The 19,899-nt window shown below is 43.6% G+C and carries 17 protein-coding genes; 12 read left to right on the forward strand and 5 right to left on the reverse strand.

From position 1 onward, the window contains the following. Window positions 1–299 precede the first annotated feature (299 nt). The 3 genes from splB to LRR81_RS14435 all read left to right on the forward strand — a co-directional run bounded on the left by splB (window position 300) and on the right by LRR81_RS14435 (window position 3,164). Window positions 300–1,328, forward strand: a complete 1,029-nt coding sequence (gene splB, locus LRR81_RS14425) for a spore photoproduct lyase (RefSeq protein ID WP_231790089.1) — start codon at window positions 300–302, stop codon at window positions 1,326–1,328. Between the two features lie 159 nt (window positions 1,329–1,487). Next, on the forward strand, window positions 1,488–2,273 hold the full coding sequence (locus tag LRR81_RS14430; protein WP_231790090.1) for an SDR family oxidoreductase: 786 nt from the start codon (window positions 1,488–1,490) through the stop codon (window positions 2,271–2,273). A gap of 27 nt (window positions 2,274–2,300) precedes the next feature. Continuing rightward, the gene (locus tag LRR81_RS14435; protein WP_231790091.1) at window positions 2,301–3,164 is read left to right on the forward strand and encodes an NAD(P)-dependent oxidoreductase; all 864 of its coding nucleotides are present in this window, start codon (window positions 2,301–2,303) and stop codon (window positions 3,162–3,164) included. A 56-nt stretch (window positions 3,165–3,220) separates the two neighbouring features. Here the strand turns inward: LRR81_RS14435 and LRR81_RS14440 are convergent, their stop codons facing one another. Then, window positions 3,221–4,051, reverse strand: a complete 831-nt coding sequence (locus LRR81_RS14440; RefSeq protein WP_231790228.1) for a CAP domain-containing protein — start codon at window positions 4,049–4,051, stop codon at window positions 3,221–3,223. 364 nt (window positions 4,052–4,415) lie between these two features. On the opposite strand from LRR81_RS14440, the gene LRR81_RS14445 reads away from it, so the two are divergent. The 3 genes from LRR81_RS14445 (at window position 4,416) to LRR81_RS14455 (ending at window position 9,017) form a co-directional block, all read left to right on the forward strand. Further along, entirely contained in the window at window positions 4,416–6,533 is a 2,118-nt protein-coding gene (locus LRR81_RS14445) for a peptidoglycan D,D-transpeptidase FtsI family protein (protein WP_231790092.1), read from the forward strand. A 214-nt stretch (window positions 6,534–6,747) separates the two neighbouring features. Beyond that, a complete protein-coding gene (locus LRR81_RS14450) occupies window positions 6,748–6,927 on the forward strand; it encodes a hypothetical protein (protein WP_231790093.1) in 180 nt (59 codons plus the stop codon). A 281-nt stretch (window positions 6,928–7,208) separates the two neighbouring features. Beyond that, complete coding sequence (locus LRR81_RS14455; RefSeq protein ID WP_231790094.1) at window positions 7,209–9,017, forward strand: PAS domain S-box protein; 1,809 nt, start codon at window positions 7,209–7,211, stop codon at window positions 9,015–9,017. Window positions 9,018–9,112: 95 nt separating this feature from the next. On the opposite strand, the gene LRR81_RS14460 is transcribed toward LRR81_RS14455, so the two are convergent. Next, window positions 9,113–10,267, reverse strand: a complete 1,155-nt coding sequence (locus tag LRR81_RS14460; RefSeq protein WP_231790095.1) for an aminotransferase A — start codon at window positions 10,265–10,267, stop codon at window positions 9,113–9,115. 173 nt (window positions 10,268–10,440) lie between these two features. Between LRR81_RS14460 and corA the strand changes: the two genes are divergently transcribed. After that, the gene (corA, locus tag LRR81_RS14465) at window positions 10,441–11,409 is read left to right on the forward strand and encodes a magnesium/cobalt transporter CorA (RefSeq protein WP_231790096.1); all 969 of its coding nucleotides are present in this window, start codon (window positions 10,441–10,443) and stop codon (window positions 11,407–11,409) included. 85 nt (window positions 11,410–11,494) lie between these two features. Further along, a complete protein-coding gene (locus LRR81_RS14470) occupies window positions 11,495–11,707 on the forward strand; it encodes a hypothetical protein (protein ID WP_231790097.1) in 213 nt (70 codons plus the stop codon). Window positions 11,708–12,194: 487 nt separating this feature from the next. Here LRR81_RS14470 and LRR81_RS21270 read toward each other — a convergent pair whose 3' ends face one another. Further along, window positions 12,195–12,323, reverse strand: coding sequence for a hypothetical protein (locus LRR81_RS21270; RefSeq protein WP_269448671.1), 129 nt, complete (start codon window positions 12,321–12,323; stop codon window positions 12,195–12,197). 115 nt (window positions 12,324–12,438) lie between these two features. Continuing rightward, window positions 12,439–13,407, reverse strand: a complete 969-nt coding sequence (locus tag LRR81_RS14475) for a GGDEF domain-containing protein (protein ID WP_231790098.1) — start codon at window positions 13,405–13,407, stop codon at window positions 12,439–12,441. A 263-nt stretch (window positions 13,408–13,670) separates the two neighbouring features. On the opposite strand from LRR81_RS14475, the gene LRR81_RS14480 reads away from it, so the two are divergent. Genes LRR81_RS14480 through uxaC form a run of 3 tightly spaced genes read left to right on the forward strand, consistent with a single transcriptional unit; the run spans window position 13,671 to window position 17,013 of the window. Beyond that, complete coding sequence (locus LRR81_RS14480; RefSeq protein ID WP_231790099.1) at window positions 13,671–14,498, forward strand: sugar phosphate isomerase/epimerase family protein; 828 nt, start codon at window positions 13,671–13,673, stop codon at window positions 14,496–14,498. 17 nt (window positions 14,499–14,515) lie between these two features. Next, a complete protein-coding gene (locus tag LRR81_RS14485; protein ID WP_231790100.1) occupies window positions 14,516–15,583 on the forward strand; it encodes a Gfo/Idh/MocA family protein in 1,068 nt (355 codons plus the stop codon). Window positions 15,584–15,600: 17 nt separating this feature from the next. Next, complete coding sequence (uxaC, locus tag LRR81_RS14490; protein WP_231790101.1) at window positions 15,601–17,013, forward strand: glucuronate isomerase; 1,413 nt, start codon at window positions 15,601–15,603, stop codon at window positions 17,011–17,013. 42 nt (window positions 17,014–17,055) lie between these two features. Here the strand turns inward: uxaC and LRR81_RS14495 are convergent, their stop codons facing one another. Then, on the reverse strand, window positions 17,056–18,339 hold the full coding sequence (locus tag LRR81_RS14495; RefSeq protein ID WP_231790102.1) for an NCS2 family permease: 1,284 nt from the start codon (window positions 18,337–18,339) through the stop codon (window positions 17,056–17,058). Between the two features lie 225 nt (window positions 18,340–18,564). Here LRR81_RS14495 and LRR81_RS14500 point away from each other — a divergent pair, with 225 nt between their 5' ends. Continuing rightward, window positions 18,565–19,887 (forward strand): MFS transporter, encoded by a 1,323-nt coding sequence (locus LRR81_RS14500; protein WP_231790103.1) that lies wholly within the window; start codon window positions 18,565–18,567, stop codon window positions 19,885–19,887. Window positions 19,888–19,899: the final 12 nt, after the last annotated feature.

Consider the following 19,899-nt stretch of genomic DNA (forward strand, 5'->3'; position numbering starts at 1 on the left):
TTGGCTCGGTTAAATCTTTCGGATTTTTGCGCAAGCAGCTGTCGGGGCTGAACGAGCGGCTTGCGCTTTTCTTTGTCCAGCTCCAGCGCCTAGCCCCTCGAGGTCATAAGCCGGTCATCCAGAGAAAGGAAAAAACGCCTTTCACCGGCTGCCCGTCTTATGCTTGTCGGGGCTGATCAAGGCGCTTCCGCTTTTCTAATTTGAACGCCTGTTTTTGCCAGCTGTCCATCCGGATAAGACAGCCTGCTGCAGTGAAAAATGTAAGTATCATGATTGTCGAAAAAGGATGTGCAGGAATAGTGATAAAACCATTTATGCCGCAGCTGGTTTATATTGAACCGCGTGCGCTGGAATACCCTTTAGGGGTCGAATTGAAAAAGAAATTTGAAGACATGGGTCTTGAAATAAGAAAAACAACGTCGCATAACCAGGTGCGTGACATACCGGGGAAAAACCACTTGCAGCAATACAGGAATGCCAAATCCACACTTGTGGTAGGTGTTCGGAAAACGCTTGATTTTGACACTTCAAAGCCTTCGGCAGAATATGCGATACCGCTTGCTACTGGCTGCATGGGCCATTGCCATTATTGCTACCTGCAGACAACGATGGGGTCGAAGCCATACATCAGAACATATGTAAACACGGATGAGATTTTTGACAGGGCTAAGCAATATATGGAAGAAAGAGCACCTGAAATGACCCGTTTTGAAGCCTCGTGTACATCGGATATTGTCGGGGTCGATCATTTGACTCATTCTTTAAAAAGGGCAATCGAATATTTCGGTAAAACCGATATGGGCAGACTGCGCTTTGTTACAAAGTTTCATCATGTGGATCATCTGCTTGATGCCGATCATAATGGAAGAACGAGATTCCGCTTCAGTGTGAATGCTGCTTATGTCATCAAAAATTTCGAACCCGGCACTTCTCCTTTGGACCAAAGAATTGAAGCAGCGGTGAAGGTTGCCAAAGCGGGATATCCTCTCGGCTTTATCGTTGCGCCGATTTACATTCACGAAGGGTGGCAGGAAGGGTACAAAGAGCTTTTCCAAAAGCTTTATGATGCGATACCAAAGGAGCTTCAGACTGACATTACATTTGAAATGATTCAGCACCGCTTCACAAAGCCTGCCAAACGTGTCATTCAAAAAAACTATCCAAAAACAAAACTCGAAATGGATGAAGAAGAAAGAAGATACAAATGGGGAAGATACGGAATCGGTAAATATATTTATCAAAAAGAAGAAGAATATAGTCTCAGGGAAACCCTTGAAAGCTATATCGATCATTATTTTCCAAACGCGAAAATTGAGTACTTTACATGAACGGGCTGTCATGAGCCCGTTTTTTTCGCTTTTTTCTGGTGTGCTGCTGACGCAGCCAGGACCGCAGCCGCTTTTCCGGCAGGGAGCGCTTCTTATTGGCGCACAGCAGCATTCTATTGGTAGAATGAAGGTATCAAATGGTTAAGGGGAGGGCTCATCATGGAATTTGGTCTGCTGCATAAAACGGCATTGGTTATGGCATCAAGTCAGGGACTTGGCTTTGCCATCGCAGAGAAACTCGCAAAAGAAGGAGCCAATGTCATCATCACAGGAAGAAATGAAGAAAAACTTGAAGAACTCCAAAAAGAATTATCCTACATAGGTACCGGGCGGATTGTGCATGCACGGTGCGACATAACAAACAAAGAAGATATTGCTGCAGCTGTAAAAACAGCAGCTGATGAGTTCGGTCATATCGACTTGCTTGTGAATAATGCAGGCGGACCTCCAGCGGGAACTTTCGAAGAAACGAGTGATGAAGCATGGCAGGCTGCCTTTGAGCTTAACTTGCTGAGCTACATCAGGGTAATCAGGGAAGTGCTGCCTTATATGAGAGAAAAGGGCGGAAAAATTGTTAATATTGCTTCCTCTTCCATAAAGGAGCCGCTTCCGAATCTGCTGCTATCCAATGTTTTCAGACTGGGCATAGCCGGATTGACGAAAACACTTTCCCAGGAATTTGCAGATTACAACATACTTGTTAACACACTTGCACCTGGAAGAATAGCTACTGACAGGATTAAATATCTGGATGAAGCGGGTGCAGAAAAAGCCGGAATCACAATAGAAGAGATGGAAAAACAGCAGCTTTCTAAAATTCCTTTGAAAAGATACGGCAGTCCGGAAGAATTCGCTAACTATGCGGCATTTTTGCTTTCTGATGCAAACACCTATCTGACAGGACAAACGCTTTTGATTGATGGAGGGCTTGTGAAAACCATTTAAGAATGCAGCAAAGAGGAGAGATTGGCATTGGCTAAAATATTGTTTATCGGAATCGGTGTTATGGGAAAAAGCATGGCGTCAAATTTAATGAAAGCAGGCCATGAGCTGACTGTTTACACGCGGACGAAAGAAAAAGCGAGTGAGCTTTTGGAAAGCGGTGCAGAGTGGGCAGAAACGCCAATGGAGGCGGCTGCTATAGCAAATGCCGTGATAACAATGATCGGCTACCCGAAAGATGTTGAAGAGGTATACTTCGGCGAGAAGGGAATTATTGAGAATGCTCAAGCTGGGAGTATTCTCATTGATATGACGACATCAAAACCTTCACTGGCAAAAGAAATATATAGAAGAGCGAAAGAGAAAAACCTGCATGCCCTTGATGCACCTGTTTCCGGCGGAGATGTAGGTGCGAAAGAGGCAAAGCTTGCAATTATGGCAGGAGGCGACAAGGACATATTTGACAAAGCGCTGCCGCTTTTAGAAGCAATGGGTTCTAACATCGTTTATCAAGGCGCGGCAGGGGCAGGGCAGCATACAAAAATGTGCAATCAAATTACGATTGCCTCAAACATGGTTGGCGTTTCGGAAGCAATGGCATATGCAGAAGCATCTGGCCTCGATCCAAGAACTGTTCTGAAGAGCATTTCAGCGGGTGCTGCCGGAAGCTGGTCGCTCAGCAATTTGGCTCCAAGAATGCTAGACGGCAATTTCGAGCCTGGCTTTTACGTAAAGCATTTTATTAAAGATATGGGCATTGCTTTGGAAGAAGCAGAGCAATTTCAGCTGAACCTTCCAGGGCTTTCTCTTGCCAGAAAATTATACATGGAATTAAAAGATGCCGGTGAGGAAAACAGCGGTACGCATGCTTTGTACAAACTTTGGGAAAAATAATAAGGACAAAAAAAGAGATAGCCGCTAAGGCTATCTCTTAGTTAATCAATCTATCATTATTTTCCGATGAATTCTTGAGTCCAGTAGTTGCCGTCTTTCACATAGCCGACACCGATGTGAGTGAAGTCAGGATTCAAGATGTTTTTGCGGTGACCTTCACTGTTCATCCAAGCTTGGACTACTTCTTCTGGAGTCTGCTGCCCCATTGCAATGTTTTCACCTGCTGACTGATAAGTTACTCCGAATTTTTTCATCATATCGAATGGAGAACCGTATGTCGGGCTTTGGTGATCGAAATAGTTGTTTTTCTGCATGTCTTCAGATTTTGCGCGTGCAACCTGGCTTAGCTTTTCATCTGCTTGAAGCGGTTTAAGACCTTGCTTTTCACGCTCTGCATTTGTTAAATCTACTACTTTTTTCTCGAATTCACTTAAGCTTTTAGCCTGTGAATCTGATTTTTGTGTGTTATTTGCTGCTTTCTTTTCAGGCTGTGCAGTTGCCTGGCCTTGAACCGGCGCTTGTGCTTGCTGTTTTTTAGCTTGCTGAGCCTGTTCTGGCTGAGCTTGTTCTTGCTGCTGAGCTTGAGCAGGGCAAGGCTGTCCTTGCTGTCCAGCTTGTGCTTCGGGCGCTTGAGCCTGCTCGCCTTGTGGAGCTTGCTGCTGACCGCTGTTAGCTCCTTGCTGCTGTTTTAATAGTTCTTGTATTTGTTGAGGGTCAATTTGACCTTTTAGTAGATTTTGAGCTTGCTCAGGGCTGATATTCCCGATTTGAGCAACTTTGGCTTGAACGTTTTGCTGTGAAAGCTCCTGTGCACTTGCTCCGTTCGCACCTTGGAAAGTAAATAGTGCAGCTGCAGCTGCAACAGATAGAACGAAAGATTTCTTCATATTCATATGCTGTAGCCTCCTGTGAAAATGTTTTTTTTCTTGCCACGGACATCATATCATGGGTTTTATTGTAATAATCGGACCACTGTTTTCCATTGACAAATATTATCCAGCCGCAATGAAAAATCACCTTCCAAATCCTTGATCTATCAGGGTTTGCAAAAAGAGGATTTTCATTTGCGCTCTCAATACGGCTCCAAAAATTTTCCTGTGATAGTATGGATTTCATAAAATCGGCACTTGACAGTTAATTTAGGACTTTAGATATGTGACAAGTATTAAGCAAATGTTACAATAGGATAGTGTTAGTCGCTCCCTATCGAATTTTGAGGAATTTTGACATAAAGAAAGGAGAAAGCAGGCATTGACTGAACAGCAAAGTGCAAGTGTTTCCGAACACCGCAAGACCAAAAAATCAAGACAGCTGCGAATCAACGTTTTCTTTTTCGTTGTATTTCTGATCTTTGTTGCCTTAGTTCTCCGGCTTGGTGTGATCCAGATTGTAAAAGGTGAAGAATACACAAAGGTTGTGACAAGAACAGATGCCAATATCGCTTCCTACCCTGCACCGCGCGGTAAGATGTATGACAGATACGGACGTGTTATTGTAGACAACAGCAGCGTTGAAGCCATCACCTATACAGTCGAAAGCAAAACCAAAGCAGCCGACAAAGTCGCTGCTGCGAAAAAGCTTGCAGAGATGATTTCATTGCCCATTGCAGGGAGCAAGCTGAAAGACCGGGATTTCCGGGACTACTGGCTCGCCTCTCATCCTGATGAGGCTGCAGCGCTATTAACAAAGGAAGAATTGAAAAAAACTCCTAAAGAAACTTACAAAATTCAGCTCGGCCGCGTTCCTAAATCAGAAGTAGAAAATATGATGCAGGACAGCCGCGAAAGAAACGAAGCGGTCATCTACAAAAGATTTTCGTCAGGCTACGCGTATGAACCTCAAATCATTAAGTCCACCAATACTCCTGCAAAGAAAAATTCAGCAGACGTTTTAACGAAAGAAGAAATCTCGAAAGTCGCAGAGAATTTGGAAAACCTGCCTGGAGTGAACGTGATAACAGATTGGGACAGGGCCTATCCATATGGAGACACGATGAGGAGCCTGCTGAGCGGTGTAACGACTCCTGAACAGGGAATACCGCTCGAACGGAAGGATTACTTCGAATCCCTTGGATACGCCAAAAATGACAGGGTAGGAAAAGGCTACCTGGAATCAGAATACGAGCAGTACTTAAAACCGAAAAAATCACAAGTCCAATATGTAACAGACAGCAAAGGAAATGAGATCTCCGAAAAAGTAGTAGACCCGGGAAGCAGAGGATTTGACCTTCAGCTTTCTATTGATATGGAGCTTCAAAAGCAAGTGGAGAAAATCATTACAGAAGAAATCTACAAAGGAAAACAAAGAGGAGCAACTGGAAGCCTTTTAAACAGTGCCTTTGTGGTAGTAATGGACCCGCATACAGGAGAAGTGCTGAGCATCGCCGGGAAACAAGCTACATCAAAAGGCGTGCAGGAATTTTCGCCTGGTGCCTTTACAACCCAGTATCCAATGGGCTCAGTTGTAAAAGGGGCAACACTTTTAACAGGATATAAATACGGCTTGAAGCACGGAGAAATCCAGGTGGATGGGCCGCTGAAACTTGCTGGAACAGGTGTTAAAACCTCTCATGGCAAAAGATCTTTAGGTCCTATCAGTGACGTGCAGGCGCTTGAGCAAAGCTCGAACGTTTACATGTGGAAAACAATGCTGAAAATTGCCGGTGCTAAGGGCTATACTCCTAATATGAAATTCCCTGCGGGTCGTCAGGATTTGCGGAATGTCCGCAATCACTTCAGCCAGCTGGGACTCGGCGTGAAAACTGGCATTGACCTTCCGAACGAATCCCCGGGGTATCAGTCAGATCCACAATATTATGGACAGGGGCTACTTGATTATGCTATTGGACAATTTGATACGTACACCCCGCTTCAGCTGGCTCAGTACGTGTCAACCATTGCGAATAATGGATATCGGATTCAGCCGCATATGCTGAACTCCGTGCATTCACCGACAGACATGCCTGGAATGGGGCCTTTAATTAAGCAGCAAAATACAGTGGTACTTAATAAAATAGATAACACGCAGAGTGATATTGACCGAGTTCACATGGGTTTTGAAAGAGTAACAAAAGGAGCTCATGGGACGGCGAGATCCGTCTTTAAAGGGATACCGGTTTCAGGAAAAACCGGTACTGCCCAGACTAGAAAAGACGGCCGCTACTCTGAGAACGTAAACTTTGTTGGATACTATCCATCCAATAATCCGGAAATAGCTTTCAGTGTCGTTGTTCCATATGGACAGGGCTCTGGAGCCAATCTGCAGATAGCTGACAGAGTGGTCAAAGCTTATATGTCCCTTCAAAAAGAATACAGTACGGCCAGAAATCCTAAGGATGTTGTTTACAAAGATCCTAAATCAAGCCAATAAAAGAGAGCAGACTTGCTCTCTTTTTGTTTTATATGAGCAAAAGGTTTTTCTTTTAAGCAGCATTGCCTTTAATTCGGAAGGAGCAAAAAAAGGGACATTATATGGAAGGAAAATTTTAACTGATGGGAGTTAGCGGGGCAAGTGAAAAGGATCTGGACAGAATAAAACCTTCTTCACATCTTCATACTATAGAAAAATAGAAGGAGGCAGCAGCATGCCAAAACGGAAAACTAACCCTGACCAGAAAAGCAAGCAGGGGTTTGATTCTAGCGTAACTGATTCAATGCATAACCATGAAGGCGGCAGCCATGATGCAAACAAGCTGCAGCAAGAACAGTTAAAAAAAGAAAAATCCTCCAAGAACCAGGGAGAATGGAACGGAATGCATGAATAAAGATGCTGCCTAATCGGCAGCATTTTTCATTTGCTCTTTAATAAAGACTGAACGATTTAGGACTCCTGCATCATGATCAGCGTTTTATAAACCAATGATGTCACCTTGGCTTTTTGTGTTAAAAATGGCAGGTGAAATAATTCCTTTTTACTGGAGGAATTTTCGTTTCATCACCGAAATAGTTCTGGTAATACATGGATATATACCCGGCAGCAATGAAGTGCGGCACGTGATCGGGATTTCATATATGTGCTTGTTTCCTTTTGAAGGAGGAGAGGGTCATGAACCAAAAGCTAGTGAAGAGCCAGGCAGCAGCCGAAAAGGCAGATCTTTACGCAGTTGTCTCATCAAGCGGCAAAATACTGTTTATTTCGTCCAATTCTAAGCAGCATTTTGGCTATGAGCAGGGGGAATTGGTAGGCAAATATATAAAAGAAATGATACATCCTGAAGACAGCTTCCTTGTAGAGAGCTATTTTTACAACGATCATCATTTGTACCCTTGCACTTTCCGCTTTCAAAAAAAGACATACGATTATGTATGGGTGGAAACAAGTGCCGATTTTATTGAAAACAGGCTTGTCTCCGAAGAACGGGAAGTGGTCATCAAACTGAAATTATGCAGCAATGTGCCGTACTGGCCATCATTTCTAGCGCTCTCAAAAGACCGCTATACGGAAAAAAAGCAGGAGTCTCCTTTAAAAGAAGAGGCATTATCCATGCTTGAAACCCTGCCTTCACCGGTTTTTATAGCGATAAACGGGCAGTTTCAATATGTTAATCAGTCAATGGTTTCTTTGCTTGGAGCAGCTTCACCGGAGGAGCTCGCAGGCAGAAGTGTCTTTGATTTTATATTAGAGGAATACCATGACATAACAAGAACCTGTATTTCTCGGCTGCATAATAACTCTTTTGTAGGCTTGGTTGAGCAAACATGGAAAAGGCTCGATGGAAAACTGGTTGAAGCAGAGGTAAAATCCGCATCAACGGTTTATAATGGCCAAAAGGCCGAGCTGATCGTAGTGATTGATATCTCTTCGAGGAAAAAATTCCAAAAGATTCTTCAGAAGAGCAGGGAAAGATATCAAAAGCTGATTCAAAATTCCATTGATACGATAGCGGTTATTCACCAATATAATTGGGTGTTTATGAATGAGTCAGGCGTCAATCTTTTTCATGCAAATGATTATCCTGAATTGCTTGGGAAAAGTATTTTTTACTTTATGATGGAAGAAGATCAGCAGCAGACAAAATGTGTGCTGGATCGCATTTTAAGCGGCAAAAGCGAAGTGGAAGAGATCAAGCAGTCCTGGAAAACATTCGCGGGAACTGTTATTTATACAGAAGCAGTGTGCATTCCGACGACTTTTTTTGGCGAGCCTGCCGTCCAAATGATTCTGCGGGATATATCTGACCGTAAAACAACGGAAGAATTAATGCTGCGATCTGAAAAGCTCTCCGTCGCAGGACAGCTTGCAGCAGGAATTGCTCATGAAATCCGCAACCCTCTTACAGCCATTAAAGGCTTTTTACAGCTCATGCAGCCTCCGAAAGAAACGAATCCTTACTATAGTATTGTTTTCTCTGAGCTGAACAGAATTGAATTAATCCTCAGCGAGCTCCTTCTTCTTGCGAAGCCGCAGGAAAGCGTCTTTTCCCGCACATCCATAAAAACCTTAATCCAGGATGTTGTCACTCTTCTCGAAACACAGGCAAATCTGCGCAGCATTTCAATTTTACAAAATCACGAAGCTTCCGGCCTGCAGATTAATTGCGATCAAAACCAGCTGAAACAAGTGTTTATTAACCTGATTAAAAATGCCATAGATGCCATGCCGGAGGGAGGACAAATTCTGATCAGCACAAACGCTGATAGGGAGAAACTGACGATCCAGGTCAGAGATAAAGGGAAAGGAATTCCTCCAGAAGTGCTGAAAAGAATGGGAGAGCCTTTTTTCACAACTAAGGAAAAAGGTACGGGGCTTGGTTTAATGATTACGTACAATATTATTGAAAATCATAATGGCAGCATACAGGCAGAAAGCAAACCAGGAGAGGGAACAGTGTTTACGATTGCACTTCCACTTTAAAAAGCGCCTTGATTATGCAAATCAGCAGTCTAAATGCATTTATGATCTCTGCTCCAATAAAAAAAGCGGTTCAGTCATTGAACCGCCTCATCATTTTAACTGGATATCCTGCTCAGGAATTTTTCCATCCTGTTCATGGCTTCCTCAAGTTTTTCCATCGAATAGGCATAAGAGAGGCGAACATAGCCTTCTCCATACCGTGAAAAAGCACTTCCTGGAACAAGTGCTACACCGCCGTCGCTGACGAGTGACATGGCGAAATCAAATGAAGACAGCCTAAAGCGGTGTACAGAAGGGAATAAATAAAAGGCGCCGCTCGGCATTTCAGCGTCAATTCCCATGTTGATAAGCCTTCCATAAACGTAGTTCATGCGCCTGCTGTACTGCTCACGCATCACAAGGGCGTCGTCAAAGCCGTTCGTCAGGGCTTCATAAGCTGCTTTCTGTGAAATGGCAGAGGCACAGGAAACACTGTATTGATGTACTTTCAGCATATGCTTTATAATGTCCTTCCTCGCAAACAAAAAGCCGATTCTCCAGCCAGTCATGCTGTGAGATTTGCTCAAACCGTTAATAATTATGGACTGTTCCGGCAGCATGGTGCCGATGGACGTGTGCTGCCCTCTGAAAACGAGCTCACTGTAAATTTCATCAGACAGGACAAATATTTCTTTTCCTTTTAACAGGCCGGCAATATCCAATAGTTCTTTCTCTGTTAGTGTGACACCGGTCGGATTAGAAGGGTATGGAAGAATGACGCAGCGGGTTTTATCAGTCAAATGGGAAGCAATCAATTCAGCTGTCAGCTTGAATCCATTGTCTGTCGTATCGACAATAACCGGAACAGCGCCGCATAAACGGATGATCGGCTCATAGCCCGGATATACCGGACCGGGCATAATTACTTCGCTTCCTTCAGTAAGGATTGTTCGGAGCGCCACATCAATTGCCTGGCTTGCTCCGGAAGTCACAATGATTTCAGTTTCAGGCTGATAGCTCAGCTGGTATTTCTTATGTACGAACTGGCATGCTGCTTTCCTCAATTCCAGAAAGCCTGCATTTTGCGTATAGGATGTAAAATTGCGGTCAATAGCTTCTTTAGCGGCAGCTTTGACATGGTGCGGAGTAAAGAAATCAGGCTGTCCGATTGTCAGGGAGACAACATCCTCATAATCGGCCACAAGGTTAAAAAATTTTCTGATACCGGAAATTTCTATTTCTTTTACTCTTGGCTGAATTAAATGTTCCATATAAATCACCTTTTCTAAACATGCTTAGACAATATTTTATCATTATCTGCTCAATGTTGCTTGCATTTCAATCGGAGAAATGGTGAAGAATCAGCCGGCAAAAGAGGTTTTTATTTCGTAAACCCGGGGTATACCATCTAATAGGCAAATGAAGATAGAAGGTTGGAATTTTAATGATCAAGACTTTAGCTGTTACATCCTCAGGAGAAGTAATCTACGATCTACCGTTAAGATCATTAAAAAAGCAGGAGATAAAATGGTTTTGGGTCGATTTCCAGGCTCCCACGGAGCAGGAAATTAACCTTCTTTCGCGTTTTTTTCGTTTTCACCCGTTAGCCATAGAGGATTGCGTTGAATTTGTTCAGCGTCCTAAAATGGATTTTTATGATGATTATTACTTTCTCGTTCTGCACTCCATTCACCAAAAAACACTTGCTGCCGAAGAAGTGGATTTATTCGTCAGCGAACAATATATCGTTTCCTTTCATAAAAGCTCTGTAAGAGATTTAAATAACCTTTTTTTGAAAGTAAAAAAAGAACCTATGCTTCAAACAGGCCCAATGCAGATTATGTATCAAATTTTAGACGGACTTGTGGATGATTATTTTCCTCCTGTCTATCAAATGGAGGATTTGCTTAACGAAATAGAAGAAAACACAAGAGGTCAGTCCGTCAGCTTTTTAATGGATCAGGTGTTTTCAATCAGAAGTGATCTATATAAGCTGCGAAGGACCATTATTCCGATGAGGGATCTTCTCTACAGAATGATTTCTTCACCAAAGCTCAGCAAGCTGAAAGAAAAGGAGATTTATCTGCAGGATGTTTATGACCATTTGCTGAAGCAAGTGGAAATGGTCGATGCAAACAGGGAACTGACTGCTGATATCAGGGACAGTTATTTATCCATCAGCTCTGAAAAGATGAACAGGATCATGATGACCTTAACTGTCATTTCCTCCATTTTCCTGCCGCTGACGTTTATAGCGGGCTTATATGGGATGAACTTCGTCAACATGCCTGAATTAAAAGGAAAATACAGCTATTTTATTGTACTCGGCGTAATGGCAGCCATAGCTGGAGGGATGATCCTCTTCTTTCGGAAAAAAGGATATTTTAGATACAGTAAATCTGAAAAATTGTAAAAAATATGTCGGTCAGACCCCCATAAGTCTCAAATTGAGGACGAAATATAATAAATAAAACCCTCACAGAAAGAGGATGCGGACCATGACAAATGATGACCGTTATATCAGTCAAGAAGAAAAAGCCATTATTCAAAAGCTTAAAAGTGAAATGTTTAATGCCCTGACGGTAGAGCATATGAAATTTTATAAAAAAGAAATTGATAAAATTTATGATCAGGCGGAAAGACGCGAAGCTTTCCTTGAGAAAATGGAAAAGAGAGAACATGAAAATCCGATAAGAGAATTCTTTATGTAGGCTGGCCATGAGACCAGCCTTTTTAATTTCACTTCGACAGCGGGATATCAGAAGCCGGTTTGTCCAGCTCCAGCGCTTGTCGGGGCTGAACGAGCGGCTTGCGCTTTTCTTGATCCAGCTCCAGCGCCTAGCCCCTCGAGTCGCTTCGGAAGAATCCAAAAAGTCAAACCCGGACTTTCTGGATTCTTCCTCCAGCGCTTGTCGGGGCTGGTCAAGGCGCTTCCGCTTTTCTAATTGTCCAGCTCCAGCCGCTAGCCCCTCGAGTCGCTTCAGAAAAAACCAAAAAGTCTAAGACCGGACTTTCTGGTTTTTTCCTCCAGCGCTTGTCGGGGCTGAACGAGCGGCTTGCGCTTTTCTAAATTGTCCAGCTCCAGCCGCTAGCCCCTCGAGTCGCTTCAGAAAAAACCAAAAAGTCTAAGACCGGACTTTCTGGTTTTTTCCTCCAGCGCTTGTCGGGGCTGAACAAGCGGCTTGCGCTTTTCGTTTTTTATTGATTTCTTGGTCTTGTTTTTTCAGTCTTTTTTTCAGCAGCTGACGGTTCATTGGACATTTCCATGCTTGTCAGGCTTTTGGCTGTTTGAAGTCCTGATTTTGTTTTATGGTTGCGTTTCGTCATGTGGGTGCCTCCTTTCTGAAGTATAAGACAAGCTTGCCCTAAGCTGCGGGAAATACTACTGTTTAGGATAAACCAAAAAAGCGTTAATCCGCAGCATGCGGACTGACGCTTTTCTTCATGTTACTGCCTCGGGTTCGCTGTAAAGGATATAGCAGCTTGCGGTATTAGCCTTGCACTGTTTTTTAGCCTTTGCCGCGGTGTTGCTCAATTCTTCAACGCTTTGAAAATGTCTGTCCTTGTTTGTCAGGACGGCAATGGAAAGGGAAACCAGAGGGATATCGACATAGCGGTTGTCTCTCGTTTGGGTATAGATCGAGCCTCTCTCCCAGTCCTCTTCCTCATAAAATTGCTTCAGCCGAATCGAATATTCCTGAATAATCGATTCACAAATATTTTCGAAATCATAATGCGGGAGAACAGCAATAAAATCATCTCCGCCAATATGCCCAACGAAGGCATCCTCAGTTCCGTTCAGCAAAATATATTTATTTAGAATTCCAGCGGTTTCTTTAATAAGGAGATCGCCTTTATTAAAGCCATAGGTATCATTATAGCCTTTAAAATGGTCAAGATCTGTATACAAAAAAGTATAAGGCTCCTGTTTGCTGACAACTTGCTTAAGCTTGTTCTCTATCAGCACATTCCCTGGAAGGCCTGACAGCGGATTGGAATAGGTAGCAATGTTCACCTGCTCCTCAGCGAGCTTGATCAAAAGGGTCTTTATGCTCACAACGCCTGCAAGTGAACCGTTTAAGGTAACGATTACATAATCATATAAATGCTCCTGGCTTCTGTTCATCGCGAGAGAACTGACTTTAGTAATGGATGCAAAGTAGTCAACGATAAGCGGGGATTTGTCCATTACAAGTTCAATTGATCTTCCCATAAATAAATCATACCCGTATTTGGCTGATAGCCTTTGATAAAAGTGTGATTTCATCAAAAGACCGATTGGTTCGTCTGAGTTTACAGCAACAATTCCCTCCAGCTCAGGATGCATTTCAAATAAAGCCTTAACCTCTGAACTCTTCGCCTGTAAACTGACGGACGGGACGCGGTCAATAATGTCTCCAATCTTTATCATTCATACCGTCTCCTTGTTTCCCCTTACTTATTACTACTATTTTACTATAAAAAATAAAAAACAATATTTTTCTGAATGTTAAATTATTGTAAAGGTAAATAGTCCTACTTTTTTATTTGTCTCATACCCGATTTGAATCATTTTGTCGAACTTGTGATTAGCTGTTGAAAACTTCTTCTTTCCTGAAGAGGGGTATGCATATAGTTAATAGGGAGAGCTTGTCATGCTCTTTAAAATGAAGGACAAACAGGAAGGATGTTTACATGTTTACCCTTGCAGGTTTTGCTGATGAAATTTCAGAGGATCTGAACGGCCAGCTTGACATACTGAAGAGAGAACAGATAGGATTCATGGATTTACGGGGAGTATGGGGCAAAAATATATTGGATTTATCAGACCTGGAACTTGAAGCAGTCAAGGCAAAGCTCAGCGAGCAGAGAATCGGTATTTCGTCGATTGCCTCTCCAATTGGGAAAATACCCATTCAGGATCCGTTTGATGAACATCTGAAGAAAATGGAAAAAGCGGTTAAAATAGCTGAATTTTTTAATGTCAGACATATACGGATTTTTTCTTTTTTTATCCCGGAAGGAAAAGATCCTGATGCTTATCAGGATGCAGCGGCAAGCAGGCTGGCGATTATGCTCTCCATAGCGGAACGCGGGGACAAAGTGCTTCTTCATGAAAATGAAAAAGAGATTTATGGCGACAATGCAGAAAGATGCCTCTATTTAATGAAGGAGCTTTCCTCCCCTAACTTTAAATTCGCATTTGATCCGGCAAATTTTGTTCAGTGCGGTGTGAAGCCTTATGAAGAAGCATATCCGCTCCTTGCCCCTTATATTGCACAAATCCATGTTAAGGATGCTCTGTTTCAAAATGGGCGTGTGGTGCCGGCCGGTGAGGGGGACGGGGAGCTTGCAGACATTCTTGCGGCAGCTCTTAAAAACGGCTATAAAGGATTTCTTTCGCTGGAGCCTCATCTGGAGACAGAAGGCAAATTTTCAGGGTTCAGCGGTCCAGATAAATTTCAGGCGGCATCAGCGGCGCTGAAAAGACTGCTTGATAAGCTTCACATGGACTGGCAATAAAAGGGGGAGCCTGGCCAATGAAAAAGACAAGATTTGCTATCATCGGCTGCGGCGTAATCAGCCGCATTCATCAGCAGCAAATTCAAAAAATTCCTGGAGCCATTATTACTGCAGCTGCGGATGAAAGCCTGGAAAAAGCAAAATCATTTGCAGCTTTATGTGATGCTGAGTGGTATACAGATTACAAGAAGCTGCTGGCAAGAACGGATATTGATATTGTCAGCATTTTGACCCCAAGCGGTACACATTCAGCAATTGCTGTAGAAGCAGCGCGGGCAGGGAAGCATGTAATCTGTGAAAAACCAATGGATGTAACAGGTGCAAAAGCGCTGACTATGATCGAAGAGTGCCGGAAAGCAGGAGTAAAGCTGTCTGTCATCTCCCAGCACCGCTTTGATGCTTCCACAGTAAAGGCAAAGATGGAAATAGAAAAAGGCACACTTGGCAGGATGATGATGGGGCATGCGGCTATTCCATGGTACAGAACACAGCAGTATTATGACAGCGGAAAATGGCGGGGAACATGGGAGCTTGATGGCGGCGGTGTGCTGATGAACCAGGGTATTCATACGATTGATCTTTTGCAGCATCTGATGGGTCCTGCCGATAGTGTTTTCGCCTACACAGACGTTTTAGCCCATGAAAGAATTGAAGTAGAAGATGCAGCAGCGGCAGTCATCAGGTTCAAAAGCGGGGCTATAGGAACGATCACTGGAACAACAGGGGCCTATCCGGGCTTTCCGGCGAGACTTGAGCTTTTTGGTAGTAAAGGGAGCGCGGTAATTTCAGATGATGCGTTAACCCATTTTTTTACGAGAGATGGGACGGAAGAGAAGAACAGCTGCCTTGTGCAGGACACGCGGACAGGGGCCGCTGGTCCAGAGGATATCAGCGGGGAAGCTCACCGGCTGCAGCTTCTTGATATGATTCAGGCGATTGATGAAAACAGGGAACCGCTCGTTAACGGCGAGGAAGGCTTGAAGCCTCTTGAAATTATCCTTGCCATCTATGAATCTGCCAAAACTGGCAAGCCGGCTGCTGTTCGTTCCTTTCTTGAGGAACAAAGCAGGCAAAACCCGGCCTGAAAAGGGAGGAAGGGTCTGTGCCGGAATTTATGAAGGAAGATATGCTGCTTTCCAGCAAAATGGGAGAAAAACTTTATCACGGCTATGCTAAAGATATGCCGATCTTTGATTATCACACTCATCTTGATGCAAGGGATATTTGTGAGGATAAGATTTTCAGCAATCCGGCGGAAGTGTGGCTTGCCGGTGATCATTATAAATGGCGCGCAATGAGATGGCTGGGGATAGAAGAGAAACTGATTACAGGCGATGCAGACGATAAGCAAAAGTTTCTTGCATGGGCGTCATGCGTCCCCAAAACAGCTGGAAATCCGCTCTTTTTATGGACGCATCTTGAACTGTACCGCTATTTTGGCATAAAAGAGATGCTGAGTGCCGATAATGCCGAAAGGGTCTGGGATGAATGCAGCGAAAAGCTGAGATCTCGGGAATACTCGGCAAGAAGCTTAATGAGGGCTTTTTCTGTAGAAGTTCTTTGCACAACAGATGACCCGGCCGATTCTCTAGAGCATCATGCAGCAATGCTGGAGAATTCTTCAAAAACAGATTGTGCTGTGCTGCCTGCCTTTCGTCCCGACAGCATTCTGAATTGCAGCGGGAATCATTTTACGAACTGCGTGTTGCAGCTCCAGGAAGCATCTTCTCAGCATATTGCCTCTTACAGCGGGCTTCTGACAGCACTAGAAGCAAGAATTAACTTTTTTCATGCCCATGGCTGCAGGATTTCTGATCACGGATTTTCAGAATTTCCCCTTGTGAAGCAAGAAAAGGTAGATCAAGAGGCCATTTTTCAAAAAGCGATGAACGGCGGGGCAGTAACAAATGAGGAAGCTGAATCTTTTCAGGGAGAGCTGCTGCTTTTTCTTGCCAGGAAGTATCATTCATTAGGCTGGGCCATGCAGCTTCATATCGGTGCAGCCAGGAATAACAAAACAGCGGGATTTTTATCAATTGGCAAAGATGCGGGCTTTGATTCAATGCTTGACTTCATGCTCTCAAGAAGAATCAACGCCTTTCTGGATGCCTTGGACAGAGAAGGGAAACTGCCGAAGACCGTGCTATACAGCTTAAACCCTGTCCATCATGAAGTGCTTGCTTCTGCGATCGGAAATTTCCAGGGCGGGGGGATAAAAGGCAAATTGCAGCTTGGGGCGGGCTGGTGGTTTAATGATCAGAAGGACGGGATTGAAAGGCAGCTTACATGTCTTGCCAGCATAGGCCTCATCAGCACATTTATAGGCATGGTCACAGATTCAAGAAGCTTTCTCTCTTTCCCGAGACATGAGTATTTCAGAAGAATTCTCTGCAGCCTGATTGGCAGCTGGGCAGAAAATGGGGAGCTTCCGATGGATGAAGCCTTTCTTGGAGAAATCATACAGGATATTTGCCTCTATAATGCCAGGGAGTATTTCAGCCTAAAGATAGAATAAAAAAAGCAGCTTTTTCAAGCTGCTTTTTTTAATTTGCTATTTTTAAAAGGAATGAAAGATAAAATTAGCCAAAAAGAGCACGGCAATAATGTAAAGCGGTGCAGTAATCTCTTGTCTGCGCTTCATCGCAATTTTTAAGATGGGATAGGCAATAAAACCAAATGCCATGCCATCCACGATGCTGTACGTTAGCGGAATTAGGGCAATGATCAAAAATGCCGGAAAGCTTTCTGTAAAGTCTTCCAGGTTGATTTTTTGAATGCTTTGGATCATCAGACCGCCGATAATAATCAGCACTGGAGCAATCGCGCTGTCTGGAACGAGCTTGATAAACGGCAGAAATAGTAAAGAACTGAGAAACAAAAGTCCAGTAGTGATCGCTGTCAGGCCTGTGCGCCCTCCTGAAGCAATTCCAGCTGCTGTTTCCACAGTGCTTACAGTAGGACTGGTACCGGCAATGCCGGAAAATAATGCTGACAAGGCATTCGCCTGCAAAGACTTTTTAAATTTGTCAGGTCTTTTAATCATCTCTGTATGCCCATGAACCAAACCGATGTTTTCAAAAACAATGACCATCGTAAGAGAAAAAACGGCAACCCAGAAACCTGCCTTTACCATAGCGCCAAATGATAATGCCCCAAACACTGATAGATAGGAAGCAAGGGGACTCGCAGCTCCAGCTGTCTCGTTAGGGTGAATCAGCCCAAAGCAGGCCGCAAGCACCGTTCCGAACACGATGCTGATCAAAAACTCACCTTTTACTTTCCTTGCAAACAAGATGACTGTCAAAAGGAGAGTAAGAAGTGTTACGATCACATGAGGACTGCTCAAATTTCCAAGCTGAACAAAAGTTGTTTTGCTTGAAACGACAAGCTGGCCTTTTTGAAGACCGATAAATGTCAGAAAAATACCGACTCCTGCTGTTATCGCCTCTTTTATGGATGCCGGAATAGCAGCAGATAAGATCTCTGTCAGCTTCGTGAAGGCAATAAGGCAAAACAGAAGACCTGATACTGTTACAGCTGCAAGGCCTTCTTGCCAGGTCAGACCCATTGACTGGCAGACTGTGTACGTAAACAGTGCATTGACACCCATGCCAGGGACCAGAATAATCGGCGTTTTGCCGATAAATCCCATAAGAAGACAGCCTGCAACAGCTGAAATAACAGTTGCCAGCATCCCTGCTTCAAGCGGTATTCCCGCGTCGGAAAGAATGGACGCGTTCACAGCTACGATATAAACGATCGTGACAAAAGATACCGCACCAGCCAGTATCTCTCTTTTAAATGTTGTATCATTCTCCTTCAATTGAAAATAGTTTTTCAAAGGAACCTTCCTTTAAAAACGAACCCTCGACCCAACCCATGATACCGGCACAGCCGATTCACAATAAGCATTATACCAGCAAGGCTGAAAAGATGCACGGGGCAAATCAGGTTCGCAGGCAAATTTTTCTTCCTAATTTTAAAATTCTCTTCTTCAAAAAAGGAATAGGCCATATTGAACAGAAATAAGTATCCTGTGGATGAAAAAATAAAAAAGGAGCACATTATGGCCCAATTAGAAACAAAAGCACAGCTGCAGCAAAAAGAAAATGTTTGGAAGCTTTTTTTATCCCTTCCAATCCTGTCGTGGGCATTGTTTGATTTTTCTACTACTATTTTCTCCTCTAATATTATTACGATCTTTTTCCCTTTTTATTTGCAGGAAACGATTGGAGAGAGTGAAAGGCTGAATCAAATCGCAAGTACGTTTATTTCATATGCCAATTCACTTGCCAGCTTGTTTTTGGTGCTTTTTTCTCCGCTGTTTGGCGTTTTGATTGACAGAAGCGGCAAAAAGAAAAAGTACATCATTCCATTTACGCTGCTTGGTGTGTTTTTCACAGTCATGATGGGCATTTTTGCAGTCATTCCTTCTTCTGGGCAGATTTTCAGCCTGCCGGCAACGCTCGTTTTCGTGATTATTTGTTTTGTTATCGCCCAATTTTTTTACTCTTCCAGCAATATTTTTTATGATTCTATGATTTCAGATTTAACAGTAAAGCAGAACATCCCTCTAATTTCCGGCTTTGGTGTCGCTGTAGGCTACATCGGGACGCTCGTAGGCCTGCTGGTTTATCCGTTTGTCGGAGATTCCGGCTTTCATAAAGCTTTCATACCGACGGCCGTGCTGTATCTCGTATTCTCTCTTCCGCTTATGATTTTTGTAAAGGACAAGCAGAAGCCTGCCGCTGAAACCAGCAAAAAATCGTTTCTAAGCGGATACCGGGAAATTTATGAGACGTTTTTGGAGATGAAGAAATTCCGGGAAATTTTTCTTTTCATGATTGCTTTTTTCTTTATCAGTGACGCGCTTTCTACAGCCATTGCCATGATGGCGGTTTATGCAAAGGCCATCGCAGGTTTTACAACAGGGCAATTTATCATTCTATATCTTGTATCAACACTTTCAAGCATTCTCGGATCCTTTGTCTTCGGGTACATTACAAAAAGGATCGGTCCTAAAAAGGCCATTGGCTACATTGCTGGGATCCTTCTGATTGCGCTGATGATGGCTGTATTTGTACAGGCGCAGTGGATGTTCTGGCTCGCCGGCAGTCTTTTTGGCGTTTCACTCGGAAGCATGTGGGTGGCATCCCGCACATTTATCGTTTATTTGACTCCTGAGGAAAAGAGGGGGCAGTTCTTCGGACTGTTTGCTTTTTCCGGCAAAGTTTCTGCCATTGCTGGCCCGCTTTTATACGGAACCATTACATTTGTTTTCAAGGATTATGGAAACCTGGCAAGCAGAATGGCACTTGGTTCGCTGATGGTGCTGGTTCTGATCGGGCTTCTCATTCACCGGAGGGTTGTGCAGCATACAGACAGATAGATACCCCGGCAC

Source organism: Metabacillus kandeliae (assembly GCF_021166585.1).
Taxonomy (GTDB): Bacteria; Bacillota; Bacilli; order Bacillales; family Bacillaceae; genus Metabacillus_B; species Metabacillus_B kandeliae.